This window comes from Paucilactobacillus kaifaensis (genome assembly GCF_005405145.1).
Taxonomy (GTDB): domain Bacteria; phylum Bacillota; class Bacilli; order Lactobacillales; family Lactobacillaceae; genus Paucilactobacillus; species Paucilactobacillus kaifaensis.
The window spans coordinates 1-19889 of record NZ_BJDM01000016.1 but is presented as its reverse complement, the minus strand read 5'-3'; the positions used below and the strand labels follow the sequence as shown (position 1 = coordinate 19889).

The following is a 19889-nucleotide window of genomic DNA, read 5'->3' as shown; positions in this document are numbered from 1 at the left end:
CCCTACATTCTAATTAACATGCTGCCATAATCAAGTCCAGCTCCAAAGCCACTTAACAGTATTGGCTGATAATTTTCGCCAACTGAGACACTTTGATCGAGCGTTACTGGAATCCCCGCAGACGACATATTACCGTAACTTTCTACTGTGTGCGCAAATTTATCAAACGGCATTTCTAGTTTGGCAGCAATTTTTTCTATAATTCTCAAATTAGCTTGATGACATACTACCAATTGTAGCTCATTAGTAGTTATCCCAGCATCAATTAATAACCGTTTAATTTGAACTGGAACTGTATTGGTCGCAAATTCAAAAACAGCACGTCCATCTTGAAAAAAAGCATCTGTTTGTGGGTAATTACTTGCAGCTAATTTGGTGATTGGTGCTATCCGACCACTGTGAATAGTTTGAGCACCCGTACCATCAGTTTGTAACTTCTCAGCTATTAAAAATTCTTCGTCTTCAGAGCTGGTCTGAGATAGTAGTGCTCCACCTGCCCCATCACCAAAAAAAACTGTCGATGTCCGGTCGGTGAAATCCATCATTTTAGAATTAACCTCGGCACTGATAACCATGGCATGGCGATACATACCACTACGCATCATTTTATCTGCCACGCTTAAACCAAAAACAAACCCGGCACAGGCTGCACTGACATCAAACGCAACTGCATTTTTTGCGTGCAGCTTTCCTTGAACAATACTAGCAGTTGCCGGTGTTAGTGAATCTGGTGTGATAGTAGTAACAATGATTAAGTCAATTTCATCAGCGGCCAAGCCAGCACGCTGAAGCAATTTATTTCCCACCGTGGTTGCTAAATCAGAAGTATTTTCATCATCAAGGGCATAATGCCTAGTTGCGATTCCAGTATGTGCCACAATCCATTCATCAGTAGTAGGCATGATTTTTGCTAACTCATTGTTCGTCACTACTCGTTTAGGAACATAGCCAGCAGTAGCAGTTATTTTTGCAAATGTTGTCATTAGTATTGACCGCCTTCATATTTTTAACCTTTACATTTTAATTCAGACCCACATAAATTACTAGTACTTATACTTGATATTAATTAAAGTGTAATCATCAAAGAATTTTGTTTGTTGAATTAAGACAATAAAAATGATTCACAGTTTGAATCGTGTTATTGCTTTATTATTGCCGAGATACGTTTTCAACCGCAGAGTTCTACATACAACAATAAAACAAAGCGCATGATTCACAGTTCGAATCATACGCTTTGTTTTACCATTGTGTTTTGGCTTCTAAGAGCGGTTGAACACGCTCTTTTTTTTATGCGGCCGAGAGGACTTGAACCTCCACGGTCATAATTGACCACAAGATCCTTAATCTTGCGCGTCTGCCAGTTCCGCCACGGCCGCATCAACGAGTAATATCATAGCAAATTATCGGACTAATGACAATATCAAATATTCACTAGTAACCTGTCCACCGTGATATTACGTCTTTTTAGCTTGCTGAAATTAATTCAAAATGGCCACCACAGCGAGCACACACAAAACGAGTTGTATTAAAATGTCGTTTTCTGATAATGCGAGAATAACAATTTGTACATTGATAAACTATTTTTTTATTTTGTCTTGGAGCTAATGAATTAGGTACTAATGGAGCATAACGAGCACCACCAACTTGCTGCAACAACACTTTAAACTCACGACTACGATGATGATAGTCCTGTCCGCTTAAATGGAGATGGTAATGACACAGCTCATGAAGTACCACTTGACGCAAATTCTTTAAATCAAAGTCATCAATCATTTTCGGATTAATATCAATGTGATGATCTTTAAGATGATAACGACCACCGGTTGTTTTTAACCGAGCATTAAAGTAAGTTTCATGCTTAAATGGCTGGTGAAAATACTCTTCGGACCACTGTTTGGTTAGATTTTGTAACTGTTCATTTGTCACGATTAATTTTTGTTCTCCTGTGGATCAATCATTGTTAATTGAATTCGTTGCCGCTCTAAATCAACACTGTCAATCCAAACTGTCACGATATCGCCAACTGCAACGACTTTTTTTAGGGTCGCTCACAAATTTATTTCTTAACTTTGAAACATGTACAAGTCCATCATGTTTAACCCCAATATCAACAAATGCACCAAAATCAACTACATTGCGGACAGTTCCTTGTAGCTTCATCCCCGTTTTAAGATCCTCAATTGTAATAACATCTTGTCGCAATAACGGTGCTGGCATGTCATCTCGTAAATCTCGTCCAGGGGCCTGTAAACTAGCAATCACATCTTGAAGTGTTTCACTACCAACTTTTTCATCAGCCAAAATAGGTTTGGGATCAACAGTTGCAATTTTTGCTTTTGCATTCTCAGATCCTAACTGATCTTGTTTAATCCCAGCTTGCTGTAAAACTTGCTTTGCTAGGGGATAACTTTCAGGATGAATATCCGTGTTATCCAGAGGATTTTTGCCGTCAATAATCCGCAAAAAGCCCACCGCTTGTTCAAACGCTTTCGGTCCCAAACGAGGAACCTTCTTCAATTGTGTCCGACTGTCATAGCGGCCATTCTCATCACGATATTTAACGATATTTGTCGCAATAGTCTTTGATAACCCAGAAATATGAGCTAGCAGCTGATAGCTAGCCGTATTCAGGTTAACACCAACCCGGTTTACCGCTCGTTCTACGACTGCATCAAGCTCTTCACTTAGGTCTTTGTCTGGTAAGTCGTGTTGATACTGGCCAACACCAACAGATTCTGGATTAATTTTAACCAGTTCTGCCAGTGGATCTTGTAGCCGACGACCAATACTAATAGCACTGCGTTGTTCAACATGCAGGTCAGGAAATTCATCACGAGCTTCTTGACTCGCAGAATAAACTGATGCTCCCGCCTCGTTAACAATTACATAATATACTGGTCGTTTGATTTTTGTCAGTGTGTCAGCTACGAACTGTTCAGACTCACGGCTAGCGGTTCCATTGCCGATTGCAATCATTTCGACATGATATTGTTCTATTAATTTTATCAACTCTGGCTGAGCAGCGGCTCGCTTAGCTTCCGCTGCCGGCTTATGCGGATAAATCACTGCTTTTGTCAAAAATTTACCATTCTCATCAATTACAGCTAACTTACAACCAGTTCGATAGGCTGGATCAAACCCCAACACAACCTTTCCCTTCATAGGTGCTTGCATTAGTAGATTATACAAATTTTGCCCAAATACTTTGATGGCCTGTTCTTGCGCCGATTGAGTTAATTCATGTCGCATTTCACGTTCAATGGCGGGGGCAATAAACCGCTTGTATGCATCTTCGTAGGCATTTTGAATAAATTCTACCGCCATACCATCCCGATGCTGCCCTATTAACCTAAAATGCAAATAATTATTAATTGGATCATTTTCCACTAGAACTTTGACGTTAATAACCTTCTCTTTTTCACCGCGATTAATCGCCAAAATACGGTATGAATTAAGCTTAGCAATTGGTGCTTGAAAATCGTAATACTGCTGATAAACACCCATTTCATCTAGCTCTTGACCGTGTGTTTTTACTTTTGTTACCAGTTGGCCGTGTTGAGTCGTAAAATTTCTAATCCAATTTCTAATGGCTGCCACTTCGCTGAATGCTTCGGCTAAAATTTCTTGAGCACCTTCTAGAACAGTATCTGCGTCGGGTAATTCTTTGTCAGCATTAACATATTTTTGAGCCTCATTTGTTAAATCACCTGTGGGAAATGATAACAACCAATTAGCCAATGGTTCTAAGCCTCGTTGTTTTGCAATCATTGCTTTGGTCTGTCGTTTTTGTTTGTATGGCAAATACAAATCTTCAACATCTTGTATTTTTTCTGCCTGATTAATTTGTTTAGCCAGTTGATCCGATAGTTTACCTTGTTCAGCAATGCTTTTAACAACCGCTTCCTTACGATCTTGCAGTGCTGTTGCTCGCTTAAACTCATCTTGAATTGATAAAATTTGTACTTCATCAAGACTACCTGTCATTTCTTTTCGATAACGGGCAATAAACGGAATCGTGTTGCCCTGCTCTAATAAGCTTAAGACCGCATCAATTTGGTGAGCGGCAATATCTGGAATATTTTGTTTAACTAACTTTGTTGCTTGTTCACTCATAAATTGTTTTACTCCTCATAAAAATAGATCAGGACGCTAATAACTGGCCGTCCTGATCCGTTACATTAACAATCTAATTTTACCACTAAATAACTCTTAGATTGTAAGTGAAATTAACTTTTTATTTTTTTTGATACCAAAATCTGCGTTGTACGAGTTTAACTAATTCAACAATTACGATCATCATTAGACCAGCAAATCCTACCACTGCCCATTGACTCAATTCCAAATGAGTAACATGGAATAGTTGGTTAAATCCAGGTAACCAAATCGTCATTGCTAACAGTAAAAACGCAACTAAAATCGCCAAGTTAAAATATTTGTTCTTCCAAAAACCAATTGTAAATAGTGATTGGTGAATTGACTTGGAGTTGAATGCATGGAACAGCTGGATCAACCCTAGCGTCGCAAACGCCATTGTTAATGCGTCCGCATGGATTTGCTCACTACTTGTATGCAACGGCATCCACAATGCATAGGCATAAACACCAAGGGTCAAGAGTCCTTCCAATATTCCTTGGTAGATAATACTTGATAGCACTCCGCCAGATAAGAAATTAGATGTTCGGCCACGAGGTGGTCGTTTCATGATGTTTTTTTCAGTTGGCTCAACTCCCAAAGCAATCGCCGGAAAAGTATCCGTCACCAGATTAATCCATAGAATTTGTACCGGGGCTAGAATTTGCCATCCTAAAATAGTCATCATAAATAGAGTTAACACCTCACCAAGGTTGGCTGATAATAGATACTGAATGGCCTTTTGAATATTAGCAAAGACCTTTCGTCCTTCTTCGACCGCTACCACAATTGTCGCAAAATTATCATCTGCCAATACCATTTCGCTGGCACCTTTGGAAACTTCAGTCCCAGTGATTCCCATACCAACACCGATGTCAGCAGTCTTCAGTGCTGGGGCGTCATTAACACCATCCCCAGTCATTGCCACCACCTTACCATGTTTTTGCCATGCTTTCACAATTCTAACTTTATGCTCAGGAGCTACCCGTGCATAAACACGATATTTTTTAACATTTTTGGCGAAAGTAGCGTCATCTTGTCCATCCAATTGTGCACCTGTGATGACCGCATCATCTTCACCTTCTTGCACAATTCCTAATCGGATAGCAATAGCTTGAGCGGTATCCCGATGATCACCAGTAATCATAATCGTTTTAATGCCAGCTTGGTGGGCCTTGGTTACTGATTCAGCCGCTTCAGGGCGTTCAGGATCAATCATTCCAATTAAACCAACAAAAATTAGGTCATTTTCAACGCTTTCGCTGGTTGGATCTTCAGGAACAACTGATAACGGTTTATACGCAAACGCCAGTACTCTTAAAGCTTGTGTTGCTAGCTCATGATTTTGTTGTAAAATTTGTTCCCTAGCTTGCTCATCTAACGGCTGCACAGAACCGTTAATTTCAATCTGCGTTACTCGATTTAACAATGCATCAGGTGCACCTTTACTTGCAGCAAAAATACCATCACTATTTTGATGAATTGTTGTCATTAACTTCCGTTCAGAGTCAAAGGGAATTTCAGCCACTCGCGGGTTATCTGCAATCAATTGATCGACATGTCCATCATGATTAAGCGCATATTGAACCAGTGCCGTTTCCGTTGGATCACCTTGCAACCCATCTGCGGTTTGCTTTGTATCGTTAGCAAGTACCATGACCTTAACCAGTAAATCGTTACTATCATTGTCCTCAGCATCTGCATCAATAAGCTGTCCATTAGTATATAATCGTTCAACCGTCATTTTATTCTGCGTTAAAGTACCAGTTTTATCCGATGCAATGACATCTGTACTCCCTAAAGTTTCTACCGCTGGTAATTTACGAATTAGCGCGTGGCGTTTGACCATCCGTTGCGTTCCCAGTGCTAACGTAATTGTCACAATTGCAGGTAATCCTTCTGGAATGGCCGCAACCGCTAGGGAAATTGCTGTTAACAACATATTGAGTAGTGTTTCTTCACCACGAACTAGACCAATTACAAAAACAATCACAGCAATGATCAAAATTAAGATGGTTAATACTTTACCTAACTGCTGTAAATTAGCTTGCAACGGCGTTTGTGTTTCTGCGGTCTTGTTTAACATTCCTGCAATTTGTCCCATTTGGGTTTGCATTCCAGTGGCAACCACCACCCCGGTTGCACGACCATAAGTCACATTAGTGTTCATATACGCCATATTGGAGCGATCTCCCAGGCCCAATGTTTCATCTTCTAAAATATTAAATTGTTTATCTGTCGCCACCGATTCTCCAGTCAGTGCCGCTTCTTCAATCTTTAACGCAGCTCCTTCAATCAGTCGCAAATCAGCTGGTACAATGTCTCCTGCCTCAAGTAGTACAATATCTCCTGGCACTAAGTCATCACTTTTGACCGTCACTACTTGATCACCACGACGAACATGTGCATCTGGTGCTGACATTTCTTTCAATGCATTGATCGCATTTTCAGCTTTAGTTTCTTGAAACACCCCAAAAATGGCATTCAAAATAACCACTAACATAATAATTACGGCATCTACTAATTCACCAGAGAACGCTGCAATTAATGCAGCTACCATCAACACAATGATCATCAAATCTTTAAATTGATCAATAAATTTTTCAAGTAATGTAGTCTGTCTTTTTTGCTCTAACTCGTTAGTACCAAACTTTTCTCGCTTAGTTTGAACTTCTTTATCGGTTAGTCCACTGGCTCGTGTTTCGACGTCCTCAAAGACCTGTTCTATTGGTTGATTATAAAATAATCGCTTCATAATTTCCTCCTTGTCGGCATCATACGATAGAAAAAGACTTACGCATGCGTCGCAAATAATTGTGTGCATACATAAGTCTCACTAATTATGACAATCCCGGAAAGATCTTCTTGCTGACGAAATTGTCGCAGATTATTCTGCTAGTTACTCCCTTATGAATATGATTAATTATACCTTAATAATAATTAAAAATAAACCGTTAACCCTTCCACCATTGATCATATACATTAATTGGTAGATGCCGTTTATGCCGCGTTTTTAAATACCAACTCTCAATTTTTTGCGCAGCATCATCGTTAATCTTACGTCCCTCTAAATAGTCGTCAATTTGTGCATAACTGACTCCTAACGCCACTTCATCAGGCAAGGCAGGCCGATCATCCTCTAAATCTGCAGTTGGTACCTTGATGTAAAGATGTTCTGGTGCGCCTAATTTTTGAAGTAGTTGTTTACCTTGTCGTTTGTTTAAGCGCCACAACGGGGTAATATCTGCTGCACCATCACCGAATTTAGTGTAAAAACCAGTGACTGCTTCACTAGCATGGTCAGTTCCCACTACCGCACCGTGCAACTGTCCGGCAATGCCAAATTGGGCAATCATTCGTTGCCGCGCCTTAATATTTCCTTTGTTAAAGTCACTTACACTAACCTCATTGGCCTGTAATGACTTAACGGTAGCATCTGTTGCTGGCTTAATATCTACCCGCATTACTTGATCGACCTGCATAAAATCAATTGCTGCCATTGCGTCAGCTTCATCAGCTTGATTACCATATGGCAATCTAACAGCCACAAATTGATACCGTGGGTCTTCACTTTTTGTCCGTAAGGCTGTAATTGCCATCTGAGCCAACTTACCAGCTAGGGTGGAATCTTGCCCACCTGAAATGCCTAAAACAAGCGTTTGCAATCCAGTTTTCAGTAGATATGATTGCAAGAAATCAACACTGCGGTTGATTTCCTCATCGACATCAATCGTTGGTTGAACTTTTAAAGCATCAATAATTTCTCGTTGCAATGGTCTCATTTAATCACCCTTTTTAAAAATTTAATTGATCTACGTAGTCACGGACCTGTTGAATAATGGCCATTTTATTATCGAAGCATTTTTTAGATAAATCAACCGGATAGACTTGTGGATTTAAATCTCGTTTATACTCATCCCATAGCATATCTAGATGCAGCTTTGAAAAATGTCTAATTTCATCTAATTCAGGTAACTGATAAACTAACTTACCTTGTGCAAAGATCGGCTGCAAAATCGGCCGCGCATCAAAATTTTTCAACGTTTTATTAATATATGTGTAATCGGGATTAAACATATAGATAGATTCTTGTGTTCTGGGGTCTTCATCCCACAAAGCAATATAATCCCCCTCTGTTTTTCCGTCAGCACGATCTGTAATTCGCCAGATCTGCTTTTTACCGGGGGTTGACACCTTAGCCGCATTACTAGATATCTTAATTGTGTCGATCATCTGACCATGTTCATCTTCAAATGACACTAATTTATATACTGCTCCTAATGCTGGTTGATCAAAAGCTGTAATTAGTTTAGTGCCAATGCCCCAGACATCGATTTTTGCCTTTTGCATCTTTAAATTCATAATTGTCTTTTCATCGAGATCATTAGATGCGTATATCTTAGCGTCTGGAAAACCAGCTTCATCTAGCATTTGGCGCACACGTTTAGAAATATACGCCATGTCACCACTGTCAATTCGAACTCCTTGAAAATTAATTTGATCTCCCATTTCCTGAGCTACTCGAATTGCATTAGGAACCCCACTTTTAAGTGTATCAAATGTATCAACTAAAAAAACACAATCCCGGTGCGTTTGAGCATACGCTTTAAAAGCATCATAATCATTCATATAAGTTTGAACTAGGGCATGAGCATGTGTACCACTAATTGGAATACCGAACAACTTACCAGCACGAACATTACTGGTTGCATCAAAGCCACCAATATAAGCTGCACGAGTTCCCCAAATTGCAGCATCCATTTCTTGCGCCCGACGAGTTCCAAACTCTAGCAACGGATCTGTCCCAACCACTGATTTAATTCTCGCAGCCTTAGTTGCAATTAAAGTCTGATAATTAATAATGTTAAGTAAGGCCGTTTCAATTAATTGTCCACCAATCAATGGTCCATCAACTTGCAAAATGGGTTCATTATTAAAAACCAAATCACCCTCAACAGCACTATTAATTGATCCGGTAAACTTAAAATCTCGTAGATATTCTAAAAAGCCATCATCAAATTGACCAGTGGTTTTCAAGTAATCAATATCACTATCTGAAAATTTAAGCTGCTTGATGTATTGGACCACTCGCTCAAGGCCTGCGAAAATTGCATAGCCATTGCCAAATGGCATATTTCTAAAATATAATTCAAAAACTGCTCTGCGATCGGCCATTCCTTTTTGCCAATATGTCTGCATCATGCTTAATTCATAAGCATCCGTGTGCAATGTATGACTATCATCTGGAAATCGGTAACTCATGTGGTTACTCCTCCATCTCATCTATCTTTTTGAAATTTTGTTTAAATCACAAACATTCTAGCATTAATTTTACTCTATTCCTAGGCATATACAATATCAGTTGCAATCTACGGCAAATGTAATGAATCTTAACTGCTTTTGTTTAGTTTGCCGATTTTTACTATTCAAAATCTGAGATTAGCTACAACGAATGGTATGATCCATAAACCGATTATTCTCCCTTTCTCCGTTTTTTTATTCATAAAACGTGCAAACAGCCGCAAAAGCTTTCGTCTAAAAATAAACCAAACGGTATGATTCATAAATCGAATCATACCGTTTGGTTTATTTTTAACTACAGCTTTTTAACGTGGCTGTTGCACTCTTATTTTTCTAAAATAAACTCAAACCGATCCCCAACGTACTGAGTATGAACATACTCAAATGGGCGGCCGTCTTGGAGATATGAGATTTGACGCAAGCGTAACAAGGCTGCTCCGCGTTTAATTCCTAAATATTCAGCAATCCTTTCTGATGCAGACATAGCTGAAACTGTTTGAATTGCCCGACCAGGAAATAAGTTGGCCTTTTTTTCAAGAACACGGTATAGCGAAGTAGTAATTTCTTCTTTGCTAAAATCACTAATTAAATCTGCCGGTACCGTCGCAATTTCAAAACAAATCGGGATACCACTACCATATCGAATTCGTTCCATGCGTAATACCTTCATCTCGGGCTTTAATTCTAGCTGCTCCACTTCGCTTTCAGACGGAGTGGTAATGTGATACGAAATCGTCTTACTGGAAGGAACTTTTCCGGCTGCTGTCATTAAGTCAGTAAAACTAGTTACACCTGACATTTTTTCCTGCACTTTTCGGTTGGCAACAAACGTCCCCGAACCCACATGGCGCTCCAAGATTCCTTCATCAACCAACGTCTGAATGGCCTGACGCAATGTCATCCGACTTACACTAAAGTCCAATGCTAGTTCACGTTCAGCAGGTATTTTGGCCCCCACTTGCCACTTACCATTTTCAATTTCCTGTTTAATTTGATTATGAATTTGAATATAGACCGGTGAAGCCATTTCACTGCCCCTTTCATGAACTACGTGTTTAAACAAATCTAAACCAATTTAGTTTAATTGTCAAAGCGGCGACCAAAGCTATAAACTCGTTGCAAGGTAAGGTTACCATCAAAAACGTTAATATCAGCATCTTTTCCCACTTCAAGTGATCCTTTTTGTGTTAAGCCAAACTCCGTCGCCTGATTTACAGAAGACATCAACACTGCTTCTTCAATACTGCAGCCAGTGAACGAAATTGCATTTTTAAAAGCATCTTCAAACGTTAAAACCGATCCTGCTAAGTTACCAGACTCTAAGCGAGCCTGTTTGTCCTTAACAATCACCTTTTGCCCACCCAATTCACTAACACCTTCTGGCATTCCTTTAGCGCGCATTGAATCAGTGACTAATTCAATTTTATAAGGACCTTTTTGTTCAAAGGCTAGTTTAATCATATCCGGCACAATATGGAAACCGTCACAAATTAATTCACAATACATATTATCTTCAAGCATTGCATGCCCAGTTACACCGGGCTCACGATGCTTAAATTCGCGCTGTGCATTGTATAAATGTGTAACATGCGTAGCACGACTAGCTAACATCTGTTCACGAGTGGCATTACTATGCCCAACAGATGGAACGATACCATGTTCCAAACAGTAGTCTTCAAATTCGCGTGCGCCTGCATCTTCAGGTGCATACGTAATCAGTTTAACCAGATTATCAGATAATTCATTCCAGTGATCTAACAAATCAGCATCTGGATCCTTAATATATTTTTCAGGTTGTGCACCCTTATAGATGGCTGCAATAAATGGTCCTTCCAGATGAGTTCCCTGAATTACTGGATTCTTTTTTGCAGCCTGGGCAATACCAGTCATAGCATGAGCAATATTTTCATTTGATTGGGTCATGGTTGTCGGAAAAATAGTTGTAATGCCTTCATGAATCATCTTGTTGACCATTGTATTAATCTGGTCCGGGTCTCCATCCATTGTGTCAAAACCATAACCACCATGGGCATGCACATCGATAAAACCAGGAACCAACTTTTTTCCATTAACGAACTCCACCTGATCATTAGCTTGGGCGACATATTCACTCATTGGACCAATTGCTTCAATTGTTTTTTCAAACCTAATATAGCCATCATCGATTTTGCCGTCACCCGTAAAAATTTCAGCATGCTTTAACACAATACTCACTATGACACTCCCCTTAACTTAAACTAATATTTACTTTATTATAATTGGTATATACCAAAAAGTAAACCCTAATCAACTTGATTGTTTTTTTGGATTGTAGCATCAATCCCTTTAACCACAGCAGTCATAAATCCCGCTTCCTCCATTGCCAGTAATCCAGCCACTGTACTACCGCCTGGAGAAGAAACTTGATCAATCAGTTCGAATGGTGTTTGACTAGATTTTAATACCATCTGAGCAGATCCTTGAACTGCCTGCGCAGCAATTTTGGTTGCTGCATTCTTGCTCAACCCATACTTAACTCCCACTCGACTCAAAGAATCGATAAAAAAATCAACATAGGCTGGCGAACTGCCTGCCAATGCACTAAAAATTCCAAATGCTTCCTCTGGTTGCCAGCTAATTTCACCCAGCGACTGAAATAATTCTCCTAATTGTTTTTTGTCAGTTTCTTTAAGCTGTGCATTGGCCGCTAACGCCGTCATCCCCGCTAATATTTCAACATTTATGTTTGGCAAGGCCCGTAAAATTGGTAGATTATAATCACTTAGTTCTTCCAATCGGTTAATACTCATACCGCCGACAATCGATACCAATTTTTTATCTTTTAACTGCGGACGAACCTCTTGTAATACTGATTCCGCCTGTTCCGGAGCAACCGCCAAAACCACAACCTCGCTTTGCGCAACCAACTCTTGATTTGAATCAAAAGAAACAACACCATTTTCTTTAGCAAATGGCTCATAGTTTGCTTGATGAGCACTGTGAATGTTAATGTCTGCTGCACTTACATTTTTACTAGCAATCAATCCCTTAATGATGGCTTTGGCCATTGCACCAACGCCAATAAATCCAATTTTCATATTTAATCATCCTTTCACATCACGTATTATTTTATTCTAACATTTAACTACTTTGATAGTATCATCGTACAAAAAATGATTACATTTTAATGAGATTGTGTGTTTTACCACGATTATAATAATTAATTCTTCTAACTAAGCATGCCAAAAGGCAAAGATTTGTTACTTAATACACATAAAATCCTTTACTCATTGAATGTAAACGCTTCCAAATCAGTGTGAAAATATGTTATGGTTGCGTTGCAGAAGCATAGTTTACCCCATTTAATATTAAAAAGGAGTGATTTTTATGACAACTTGGACGCAGACATACAATCCACTAAACAATATTTGGCTTTCCGCTGCAATTGCTCTTATTCCAATAATTTTTTTCTTTTTAGCATTAACTGTCTTTAAAATGAAAGGCTATGTTGCTGGTTTTTGGACAGTTGTTCTTGCCGTATTAGTGGCATTATTTTTATACAAAATGCCACTAATGATGGCAATCATGGCCTTGTTTTATGGCTTTTTGTATGGGTTATGGCCAATATCGTGGATTATCATTACATCTGTCTTTCTTTACAAAGTAACCGTTAAAACTGGTTATTTTGATTTGATTCGTGCATCCATCCTGTCAATCACCAATGATCATCGACTTTTAGTAATTTTGGTTGGATTTTCATTTGGAGCTTTTTTAGAAGGTGCTGCAGGTTTTGGTGCTCCCGTGGCCATCACTGCGTCCTTGCTGGTAGGATTAGGTTTAAAGCCACTTTATGCAGCAGGTTTGTGTTTAATCGCCAATACGGCTCCAGTGGCTTTTGGTGCGATGGGAATTCCAATTACCGTATCTGGACAAGTAACTGGTATATCCGCACATTTAATAGGTGAAATGGCTGGTCGTCAATTACCGTTTATGTCAGTCTTTGTTCCCTTTTTCATTGTTTTCTTAATGGACGGTTTTAAAGGTATTCGACAAACTTGGCCAGCTCTATCAATCGCTGGAGGTTCGTTCGCTTTGACTCAGTTTTTAACTTCCAGATATCTAGGACCACAATTACCTGATATTACTTCAGCATTAGTCAGTTTGGTTTTAGTTGCTGGATTTTTAAAAGTTTGGCAGCCTAAGGAAATCTTTCAAACAAATACTGGACCCGCAATTACAACTAGTGAACTAAATGCAAAAAGTGGTGTTGCTCCAATTACTGAACCCGAAACTAATACCCAATTAGACAAAACATCATTGCCAGAACAACCTCATTTAACTTTCAAAAAAGTATTGAAGGCGTGGTCACCATTTATCATTTTAACCATTATGGTAGTTGTTTGGACTCAAGATATATTTAAAAAATTATTTCTCCCAGGTGGCGCACTAGCAAAAACCACAATTTCAATTCATATCCCGTTTCTTGATGAGCGTGTATTAAAAGCAACTCCAATCGTTAGTCATTTAACTCCATATGAGGCGGTGTTAAAAATTGATTTAATTCAGGCCACTGGCACGGCAATTTTCATAGCAGGTCTAGTTTCCATTATATTATTAAAAATGAAACCGAAAGCTGCTTTAAAAACATTTAACGAGACAGTCAAAGAACTAGCCCTCCCAATTTTATCAATTGGCTTCGTACTTAGTTTCGCCTTTATTGCCAATTATTCGGGGTTATCCTCAACGTTAGCATTAGCACTTGCTAAAACAGGTAACGCCTTCCCATTCTTCTCACCATTTTTAGGCTGGATGGGAGTATTTCTAACCGGATCTGATACCTCCGCCAATGCTTTATTCTCAAACCTCCAGGCTATTACAGCCCATCAAATTGGAGTACCTGATGTTTTAATGGTAGCAGCTAACACAACTGGTGGTGTAACTGGAAAAATGATTTCACCACAATCAATTGCTATCGCAGCCGCAGCTGTTGGTCTAGTTGGTAAAGAGTCTGACCTTTTTCGGTTTACAGTCAAGAGTAGTTTATTATTCCTAGTTTTTGCCGGCATCATAACGGTGTTGCAAGCATATGTTTTTCCTTGGATGATTCCATAAGTTAACTAATATTAGAATAGAAAATGCATGAAATCAGCGAGTGATTTCATGCATTTTATTTGTTTGCAAAAACTAAAGAGTCTGAATAATCAGCCAAATATTTAAAATAATTAACACGATTGCTGAAACCCATGCGCACATATTAACCCACATTCTATTAGCAAACGATCCCATAATTTTCTTACTACTTGTAAAAATAATCAGTGGCACCATTGCAAATGGGAGCGCAACACTCAAAAACACTTGAGAAAAAGTGAGTAATTCTTCAATTTTTGCTTCATTACCGTGGTAGTAAACCGCAAACGTTAATACAGGTGCAATTGCAATTAACCGAGTTAACAGTCGCTGCGCCCATAGTGGCATTTTCAATCTGATAAAGCCCTCCATGATGATTTGACCAGAAAGGGTTCCGGTAATCGTCGAACTTTGACCGGATGATAGTAAGGCAATCGCGAATAACATACTTAAAATAGGACTCGCAATTGCTCCAACAATTTTAGAATTATCAAGTGCATTGTACAGATCCACAAACCTTCCTAAACTCGAATGTGTGCCAAAAAACAAAGCAGCACCTAAAATTAATAGAAGGCAATTCACTACAAAAGCAAGTGATAATTGCATATTGGAATCAGCAACAGTATACCGAATAGCACTACGAACACTCTTTTGATCATCACGATCAAAATTACGAGTTTGTGAGATTGAAGATCCTAAATATAAATTATGCGGCATTACGGTCGCACCGACAATTCCTAGGCCAAGGTAAAGCATTGATTGATTTTGGATCAAATCTTTACCAGGAATAAACCCTTTGAAAATATCGGGAACATTGGGTTGGGCTAAAATAACTTCATACAAGAAAACAAACAGAATCACTGCAACTAAAGTTGCTACAATCGCTTCAATTTTTCTGAAGCCTAATTTCATTAGAAATAACAAAAGTAAAACATCGAAAGCAGTTATAATAATTCCGACGACCAGTGGAAACCCAAACAGTAACTCCAACGCGATCCCAGAGCCGATAATTTCGGCAATATCAGTCGCCATAATAGCCAATTCAGTAATAATAAATAAAAAGATACCAACCGCTTTAGATGTCTTTTCACGTGTTAGTTGGGCTAAATCACGTCCCGTAACAATTCCAAGCCGTGCCGCCATTGATTGCAACAACATGGCAATCAAACTAGATAACAAAATAACACTGATTAAACGATATTTGAATTGAGCACCACCGGCAATTGACGTAATCCAGTTACCAGGATCCATATATCCCACTGAGACTAGAACCCCAGGTCCTAAGTAGGCTAGAAACGTTTTCAATACGCCTGCGTTTTGTGGAACTTGGACACTACCATTAATTTCATCCAATGATTTACTGGCGCCATTCGTAGAAGAAACCATATGATGACGCTCAGGATTAGAATCTACTTGCTGTCTTTTTAAATTATCTTTTTCTCCTTGTTTCATATTCTTTGCCATGTATTATTCATACCACCTTTTCTACTTTTTTATTCGATTAGGTTCAGCGCACTACAATTACAGAAACATTGGCTCGCCTAGCAATTCTAAGTCCAACGGCTCCAGGAACCCTATGACTCGGGTCATCAGTATCTGATCCGCACACAATTAAATCTGGTTTAAACTCTGGGATAACCCGATCTAAAATGACATCATCAACATCCCCGGCACTAATAGTTAATCCCTGCACATCATTAACGCCTAAACCTTGAGCAAGTTTTATGTAATGCTCAACAGTTTTTCTGATGTCGTCAGCGCGTTGATCAATTGTTCCCGGTGTCATAACATCAAAAATATTGAGGTCATCACTTTCTAGCACTGACACAATACACAGTTTTACTTGGTAATCATGGGCCAGCGTAGCTGCATAACGAAACGCATGAATGGATGAATTGGGATCATCCTCATCGACTGTCAGTAAAACCCGCCTAAATATAAGGGGTTGATTAAGTTTTTCATTGTCCATTATAAACCTCCTTAAAATTATAGTTTGCACATCTAATTACTATTATAATCAATTTATAACTATAACACCGGATAATTAAAAACTAACAAAAAAACTGCTACCAGGATGCACAATGCACCATTGGTAACAGCGGGGTAAAACTATAATTGGGCTAGCTGGGATCGAACCAGCGCATGACAGGATCAAAACCTGTTGCCTTACCGCTTGGCTATAGCCCAATAAATAAATGGAGGGGAGTGGATTCGAACCACCGAACCCGAAGGAGTGGATTTACAGTCCACCGCGTTTAGCCAGACTTCGCTACCCCTCCGTAACAATCAACTATTATATGATACCTAAATCAATTAAAAAGTGCAAGACAATTTTTGAAAAAAATTCATTATTCTAATGAAATTATTTTTAGACGCCTACGCCACTGATCATAAAAATTATCTTCTAACCATTCATTAGTATGGTTATTACGATATCCAACCGCCTGATTATAATAGGTTGTCTGCCCAATTCGAAGAGGATTTGGATGAATATGCAAGTGACCAAATAAAACATGGTTGACGTGATACTTTTCTAATAATTCTCCCATTTTATAACTACCCATCATTGCGTTACTCATATTCCACATTCGATTGTCTGGTGAATCAATAATAAAGTCTTTTTTTGGCACAAAATGAGTCATAAATAGTACTTTCTTCTGATCATCTTGTGCCCGCTTCAATTGGGCTTCCACTTGATGCAAGACTATTTTCATACGTTCAATATCACTTACTGGCTGTTTGATCGTTTGGTCAACCCAATACGCGTTTTTCCAGCTTGCAAACTGTTGTGTAGTTGCTTGTTGTTTGGACAGTGAATAATCATACCAGCCGTTATTGCCGATTAAACGCCACTTGGTTCCCTTTACGTCCTCTGATTGATCATGAAGATAGTTTGTTTGCCTTGTCGATTCTAGCGCCTCATAGGACACATTTCGCAGCATATCGTGGTTACCAGCAATAAACCTTACTTTACCATTAATTAACTGATCTAATTGTTCTACATAATTTAGACTTTGTTGAAAATCATTAAATAAATCTCCAGCAATTAGATAATAGTCAATTTTATTATCTTCTAAAAATTTAGCCTGCTGCTGCATCATTTCAGCAATATCGATGTGATTAATATCAAAATGATTGTCACTAGACATAGCAACCTTAATCATGTTCTTACCTCCTTAATAAAATAAAAGAGACTAAACCTAATGGCTTAGTCTCTTTTATTTTTAATCAACGCCATCCATTAGTTTATGAATAGGCTTAACGAAAAATAGTAATAATATTCCGAATGCTACACTGACTAATCCGACAATTAGGAAGTAAGCCACTTCTGTATTAGCACTATATAATTTAACAATCTGAGCATTCACTGCTTGTCCTGCTGCATCAGCCAAGAACCACATACTCATCATCTGAGATTGAAATGCTTTTGGTGCTAACTTAGTAGTAACGGACAAACCAATTGGTGAAATTAACATTTCGGCAATTTCAACAATAAACCATGAACCAATTAACCACCAAGGACTAACACGTCCTGATGTCGTTCCGTTGATAATCCCGGGAAGTGCCATAAATAAATATGATGCACCTGCAAAGACAAGTCCAACTGAGAATTTACCAGGGGCACTTGGTTGTTTAGTCCATGAACTCCACAACCAAACGAAGAATGGCGTTAAAATCATAATAAATACTGGGTTTAAAGTCTGAAAGTTAGCAGCAGCTAGTTGCCAGCCACCAATATGCAATACAGTTCGGTTAGCAGCAAATAACGCTAACACCACTGAACCTGATTCTTCAATTGCCCAAAAAATTGCAGCGGCAATAAAGAGCGGCACATATGCCCAAACACGAGATCGTTCAACCTTTTTTACCTTTTTACTACTTAACATCATAATGAAGTAGATAATCGGTAGTGCAATTGCAACAATCGTAATAATCCAAATAATATTGTTGATATCAAGATTTCCAGTTACACCCATCAATGCAATAATAACTGCAAGTGCGACTACTCCAACAATTGTCCAGATAATAATTGGTCGCATGTTTTCTTTTTCAATTGGGTCTTGTGGATATAGACTTTCTTTTGATAAATATTTCTTACCGTCAAAGTAATATTGCAACAAGCCTAAAAACATACCAATTGCTGCAAGTGAGAATCCAGCGTGAAAATTCATTTCGTTGCCAAATGCATGAAAGCCAAATCCGTTAGCAGCAAAAGGCACTGCCCAAGGAGAAACTGCAGCTCCTAAGTTAATTCCAAAAACAAACATACTGAATCCAGCATCACGCCGGTTATCTGTTTCAGAATATAAGCCACCAACCATTTCAGAAACGTTAGGCTTAAGTAACCCAGTTCCAACCACGATTAATGCAATTGAAGTAAATAGGGCTGGAGCACCAAATGGTAATGAAAGAGCAATATGACCAAACATGATCAAAACTCCACCAATAAATACCGTACGACGACTTCCCCAAACACGGTCACTCAGCCAGCCTCCCACGACACCAGACATATAAACAAGAGAACCGTAGATTGACATAATCGATGCGGCGGTTCCTTGGTCGAAACCTAAACCACCTTTTGAAACAGCATAATACATGTAAAAAAGCAGGATTGCCCGCATACCATAGTAACTAAAACGTTCCCACATTTCAGTAAAGAACAATGTGGATAAGCCTCTAGGTTGTCCTAAAAAGGCTTTGTCAGCATTTCTTTTGTTTTCCAAGATGTTTCCTCCGAATCATATGAACCACTAATTTATCAACAATTGCATTGTGCTAAATTAAAGCATCTTCATTTATTAAGAAAGTATGACGACTATTATACCCCGTCTGCTCTATAGTCGTCAATCATAGATTAAAAACAAATATTTTTTTGTAATTATATTAACGCAAATTTTCATTAAACTATAATGAATTATTTAGTAACATACTGCCTGAAATCAGGCATAAAATAAGTTGGTAGTAGTATCAAGTGACAGTTAGCTTAGTACACATATGTTTTTAGTCATTTTTGAGTAAACAAAAAGCTTGTAAAAACAAAGTTTTACAAGCTTTTTTATATTCCAAATTCATGAAATGCCGACTGCAGGATTCGAACCTGTGACCCCCGGATTACGACACCGATGCTCTACCAACTGAGCTAAGTCGGCATAAATAAAAAGATGTTAACTATTCAGTCAACATCAAATAACACAACTCCGGCAGGCGGGCTCGAACCGTCGACACTCTGATTAACAGTCAGACGCTCTACCAACTGAGCTATGCCGGAATATTGCATGGCAACGTCCTACCCTCGCAGGGAGCGATCCCCCAACTACTATCGGCGCTCAGAAGCTTAACTTCTGTGTTCG

Annotated in this window: 13 protein-coding genes, 5 tRNA genes and 1 pseudogene; 1 reads left to right on the top strand and 18 read right to left on the bottom strand. The window is 38.8% G+C overall.

What is annotated here, in order from left to right:
• Nucleotides 1-2: 2 nt before the first annotated feature.
• The 10 genes and pseudogenes from FFM51_RS06850 to proC form a co-directional block, all read right to left on the bottom strand.
• On the bottom strand, nt 3-983 hold the full coding sequence (locus FFM51_RS06850; RefSeq protein WP_137597892.1) for a beta-ketoacyl-ACP synthase III: 981 nt from the start codon (nt 981-983) through the stop codon (nt 3-5).
• Between the two features lie 307 nt (nt 984-1290).
• Nucleotides 1291-1376, bottom strand: a tRNA-Leu gene (locus tag FFM51_RS06845).
• 88 nt (nt 1377-1464) lie between these two features.
• Complete coding sequence (locus FFM51_RS06840; protein ID WP_137597891.1) at nt 1465-1926, bottom strand: SprT family protein; 462 nt, start codon at nt 1924-1926, stop codon at nt 1465-1467.
• 2 nt (nt 1927-1928) lie between these two features.
• Nucleotides 1929-4113: pseudogene (locus FFM51_RS06835) on the bottom strand (Tex family protein).
• 121 nt (nt 4114-4234) lie between these two features.
• Nucleotides 4235-6886 carry a calcium-translocating P-type ATPase, PMCA-type gene (locus FFM51_RS06830; RefSeq protein ID WP_137597890.1) on the bottom strand — a complete coding sequence of 884 codons (2652 nt, stop codon included), beginning with the start codon at nt 6884-6886 and terminating at the stop codon, nt 4235-4237.
• A gap of 199 nt (nt 6887-7085) precedes the next feature.
• A complete protein-coding gene (gene nadE / locus FFM51_RS06825) occupies nt 7086-7913 on the bottom strand; it encodes an ammonia-dependent NAD(+) synthetase (protein WP_137597889.1) in 828 nt (275 codons plus the stop codon).
• Between the two features lie 13 nt (nt 7914-7926).
• Nucleotides 7927-9393 (bottom strand): nicotinate phosphoribosyltransferase, encoded by a 1467-nt coding sequence (locus tag FFM51_RS06820; RefSeq protein WP_137597888.1) that lies wholly within the window; start codon nt 9391-9393, stop codon nt 7927-7929.
• 364 nt (nt 9394-9757) lie between these two features.
• A complete protein-coding gene (locus FFM51_RS06815) occupies nt 9758-10459 on the bottom strand; it encodes a GntR family transcriptional regulator (protein ID WP_137597887.1) in 702 nt (233 codons plus the stop codon).
• 53 nt (nt 10460-10512) lie between these two features.
• Nucleotides 10513-11646 (bottom strand): N-acetylglucosamine-6-phosphate deacetylase, encoded by a 1134-nt coding sequence (gene nagA, locus FFM51_RS06810; protein ID WP_137597886.1) that lies wholly within the window; start codon nt 11644-11646, stop codon nt 10513-10515.
• Between the two features lie 68 nt (nt 11647-11714).
• On the bottom strand, nt 11715-12509 hold the full coding sequence (gene proC, locus FFM51_RS06805; RefSeq protein ID WP_137597885.1) for a pyrroline-5-carboxylate reductase: 795 nt from the start codon (nt 12507-12509) through the stop codon (nt 11715-11717).
• Nucleotides 12510-12798: 289 nt separating this feature from the next.
• Between proC and FFM51_RS06800 the strand changes: the two genes are divergently transcribed.
• Nucleotides 12799-14523, top strand: coding sequence for a lactate permease LctP family transporter (locus FFM51_RS06800; RefSeq protein WP_137597884.1), 1725 nt, complete (start codon nt 12799-12801; stop codon nt 14521-14523).
• A gap of 72 nt (nt 14524-14595) precedes the next feature.
• On the opposite strand, the gene FFM51_RS06795 is transcribed toward FFM51_RS06800, so the two are convergent.
• The 8 genes from FFM51_RS06795 to FFM51_RS06760 all read right to left on the bottom strand — a co-directional run bounded on the left by FFM51_RS06795 (nt 14596) and on the right by FFM51_RS06760 (nt 19807).
• A complete protein-coding gene (locus FFM51_RS06795; RefSeq protein ID WP_414691957.1) occupies nt 14596-15924 on the bottom strand; it encodes an Nramp family divalent metal transporter in 1329 nt (442 codons plus the stop codon).
• A gap of 121 nt (nt 15925-16045) precedes the next feature.
• Nucleotides 16046-16507 (bottom strand): universal stress protein, encoded by a 462-nt coding sequence (locus tag FFM51_RS06790; protein WP_137597883.1) that lies wholly within the window; start codon nt 16505-16507, stop codon nt 16046-16048.
• A gap of 146 nt (nt 16508-16653) precedes the next feature.
• Nucleotides 16654-16725: transfer RNA gene (locus FFM51_RS06785), tRNA-Gln, on the bottom strand.
• A gap of 9 nt (nt 16726-16734) precedes the next feature.
• Nucleotides 16735-16817, bottom strand: a tRNA-Tyr gene (locus FFM51_RS06780).
• Between the two features lie 69 nt (nt 16818-16886).
• Nucleotides 16887-17702 (bottom strand): metallophosphoesterase, encoded by an 816-nt coding sequence (locus FFM51_RS06775; protein WP_137597882.1) that lies wholly within the window; start codon nt 17700-17702, stop codon nt 16887-16889.
• Between the two features lie 60 nt (nt 17703-17762).
• Complete coding sequence (locus tag FFM51_RS06770) at nt 17763-19262, bottom strand: peptide MFS transporter (RefSeq protein ID WP_137597881.1); 1500 nt, start codon at nt 19260-19262, stop codon at nt 17763-17765.
• A 353-nt stretch (nt 19263-19615) separates the two neighbouring features.
• Nucleotides 19616-19688, bottom strand: a tRNA-Thr gene (locus FFM51_RS06765).
• Between the two features lie 46 nt (nt 19689-19734).
• Nucleotides 19735-19807: transfer RNA gene (locus FFM51_RS06760), tRNA-Asn, on the bottom strand.
• Nucleotides 19808-19889 lie beyond the last annotated feature (82 nt).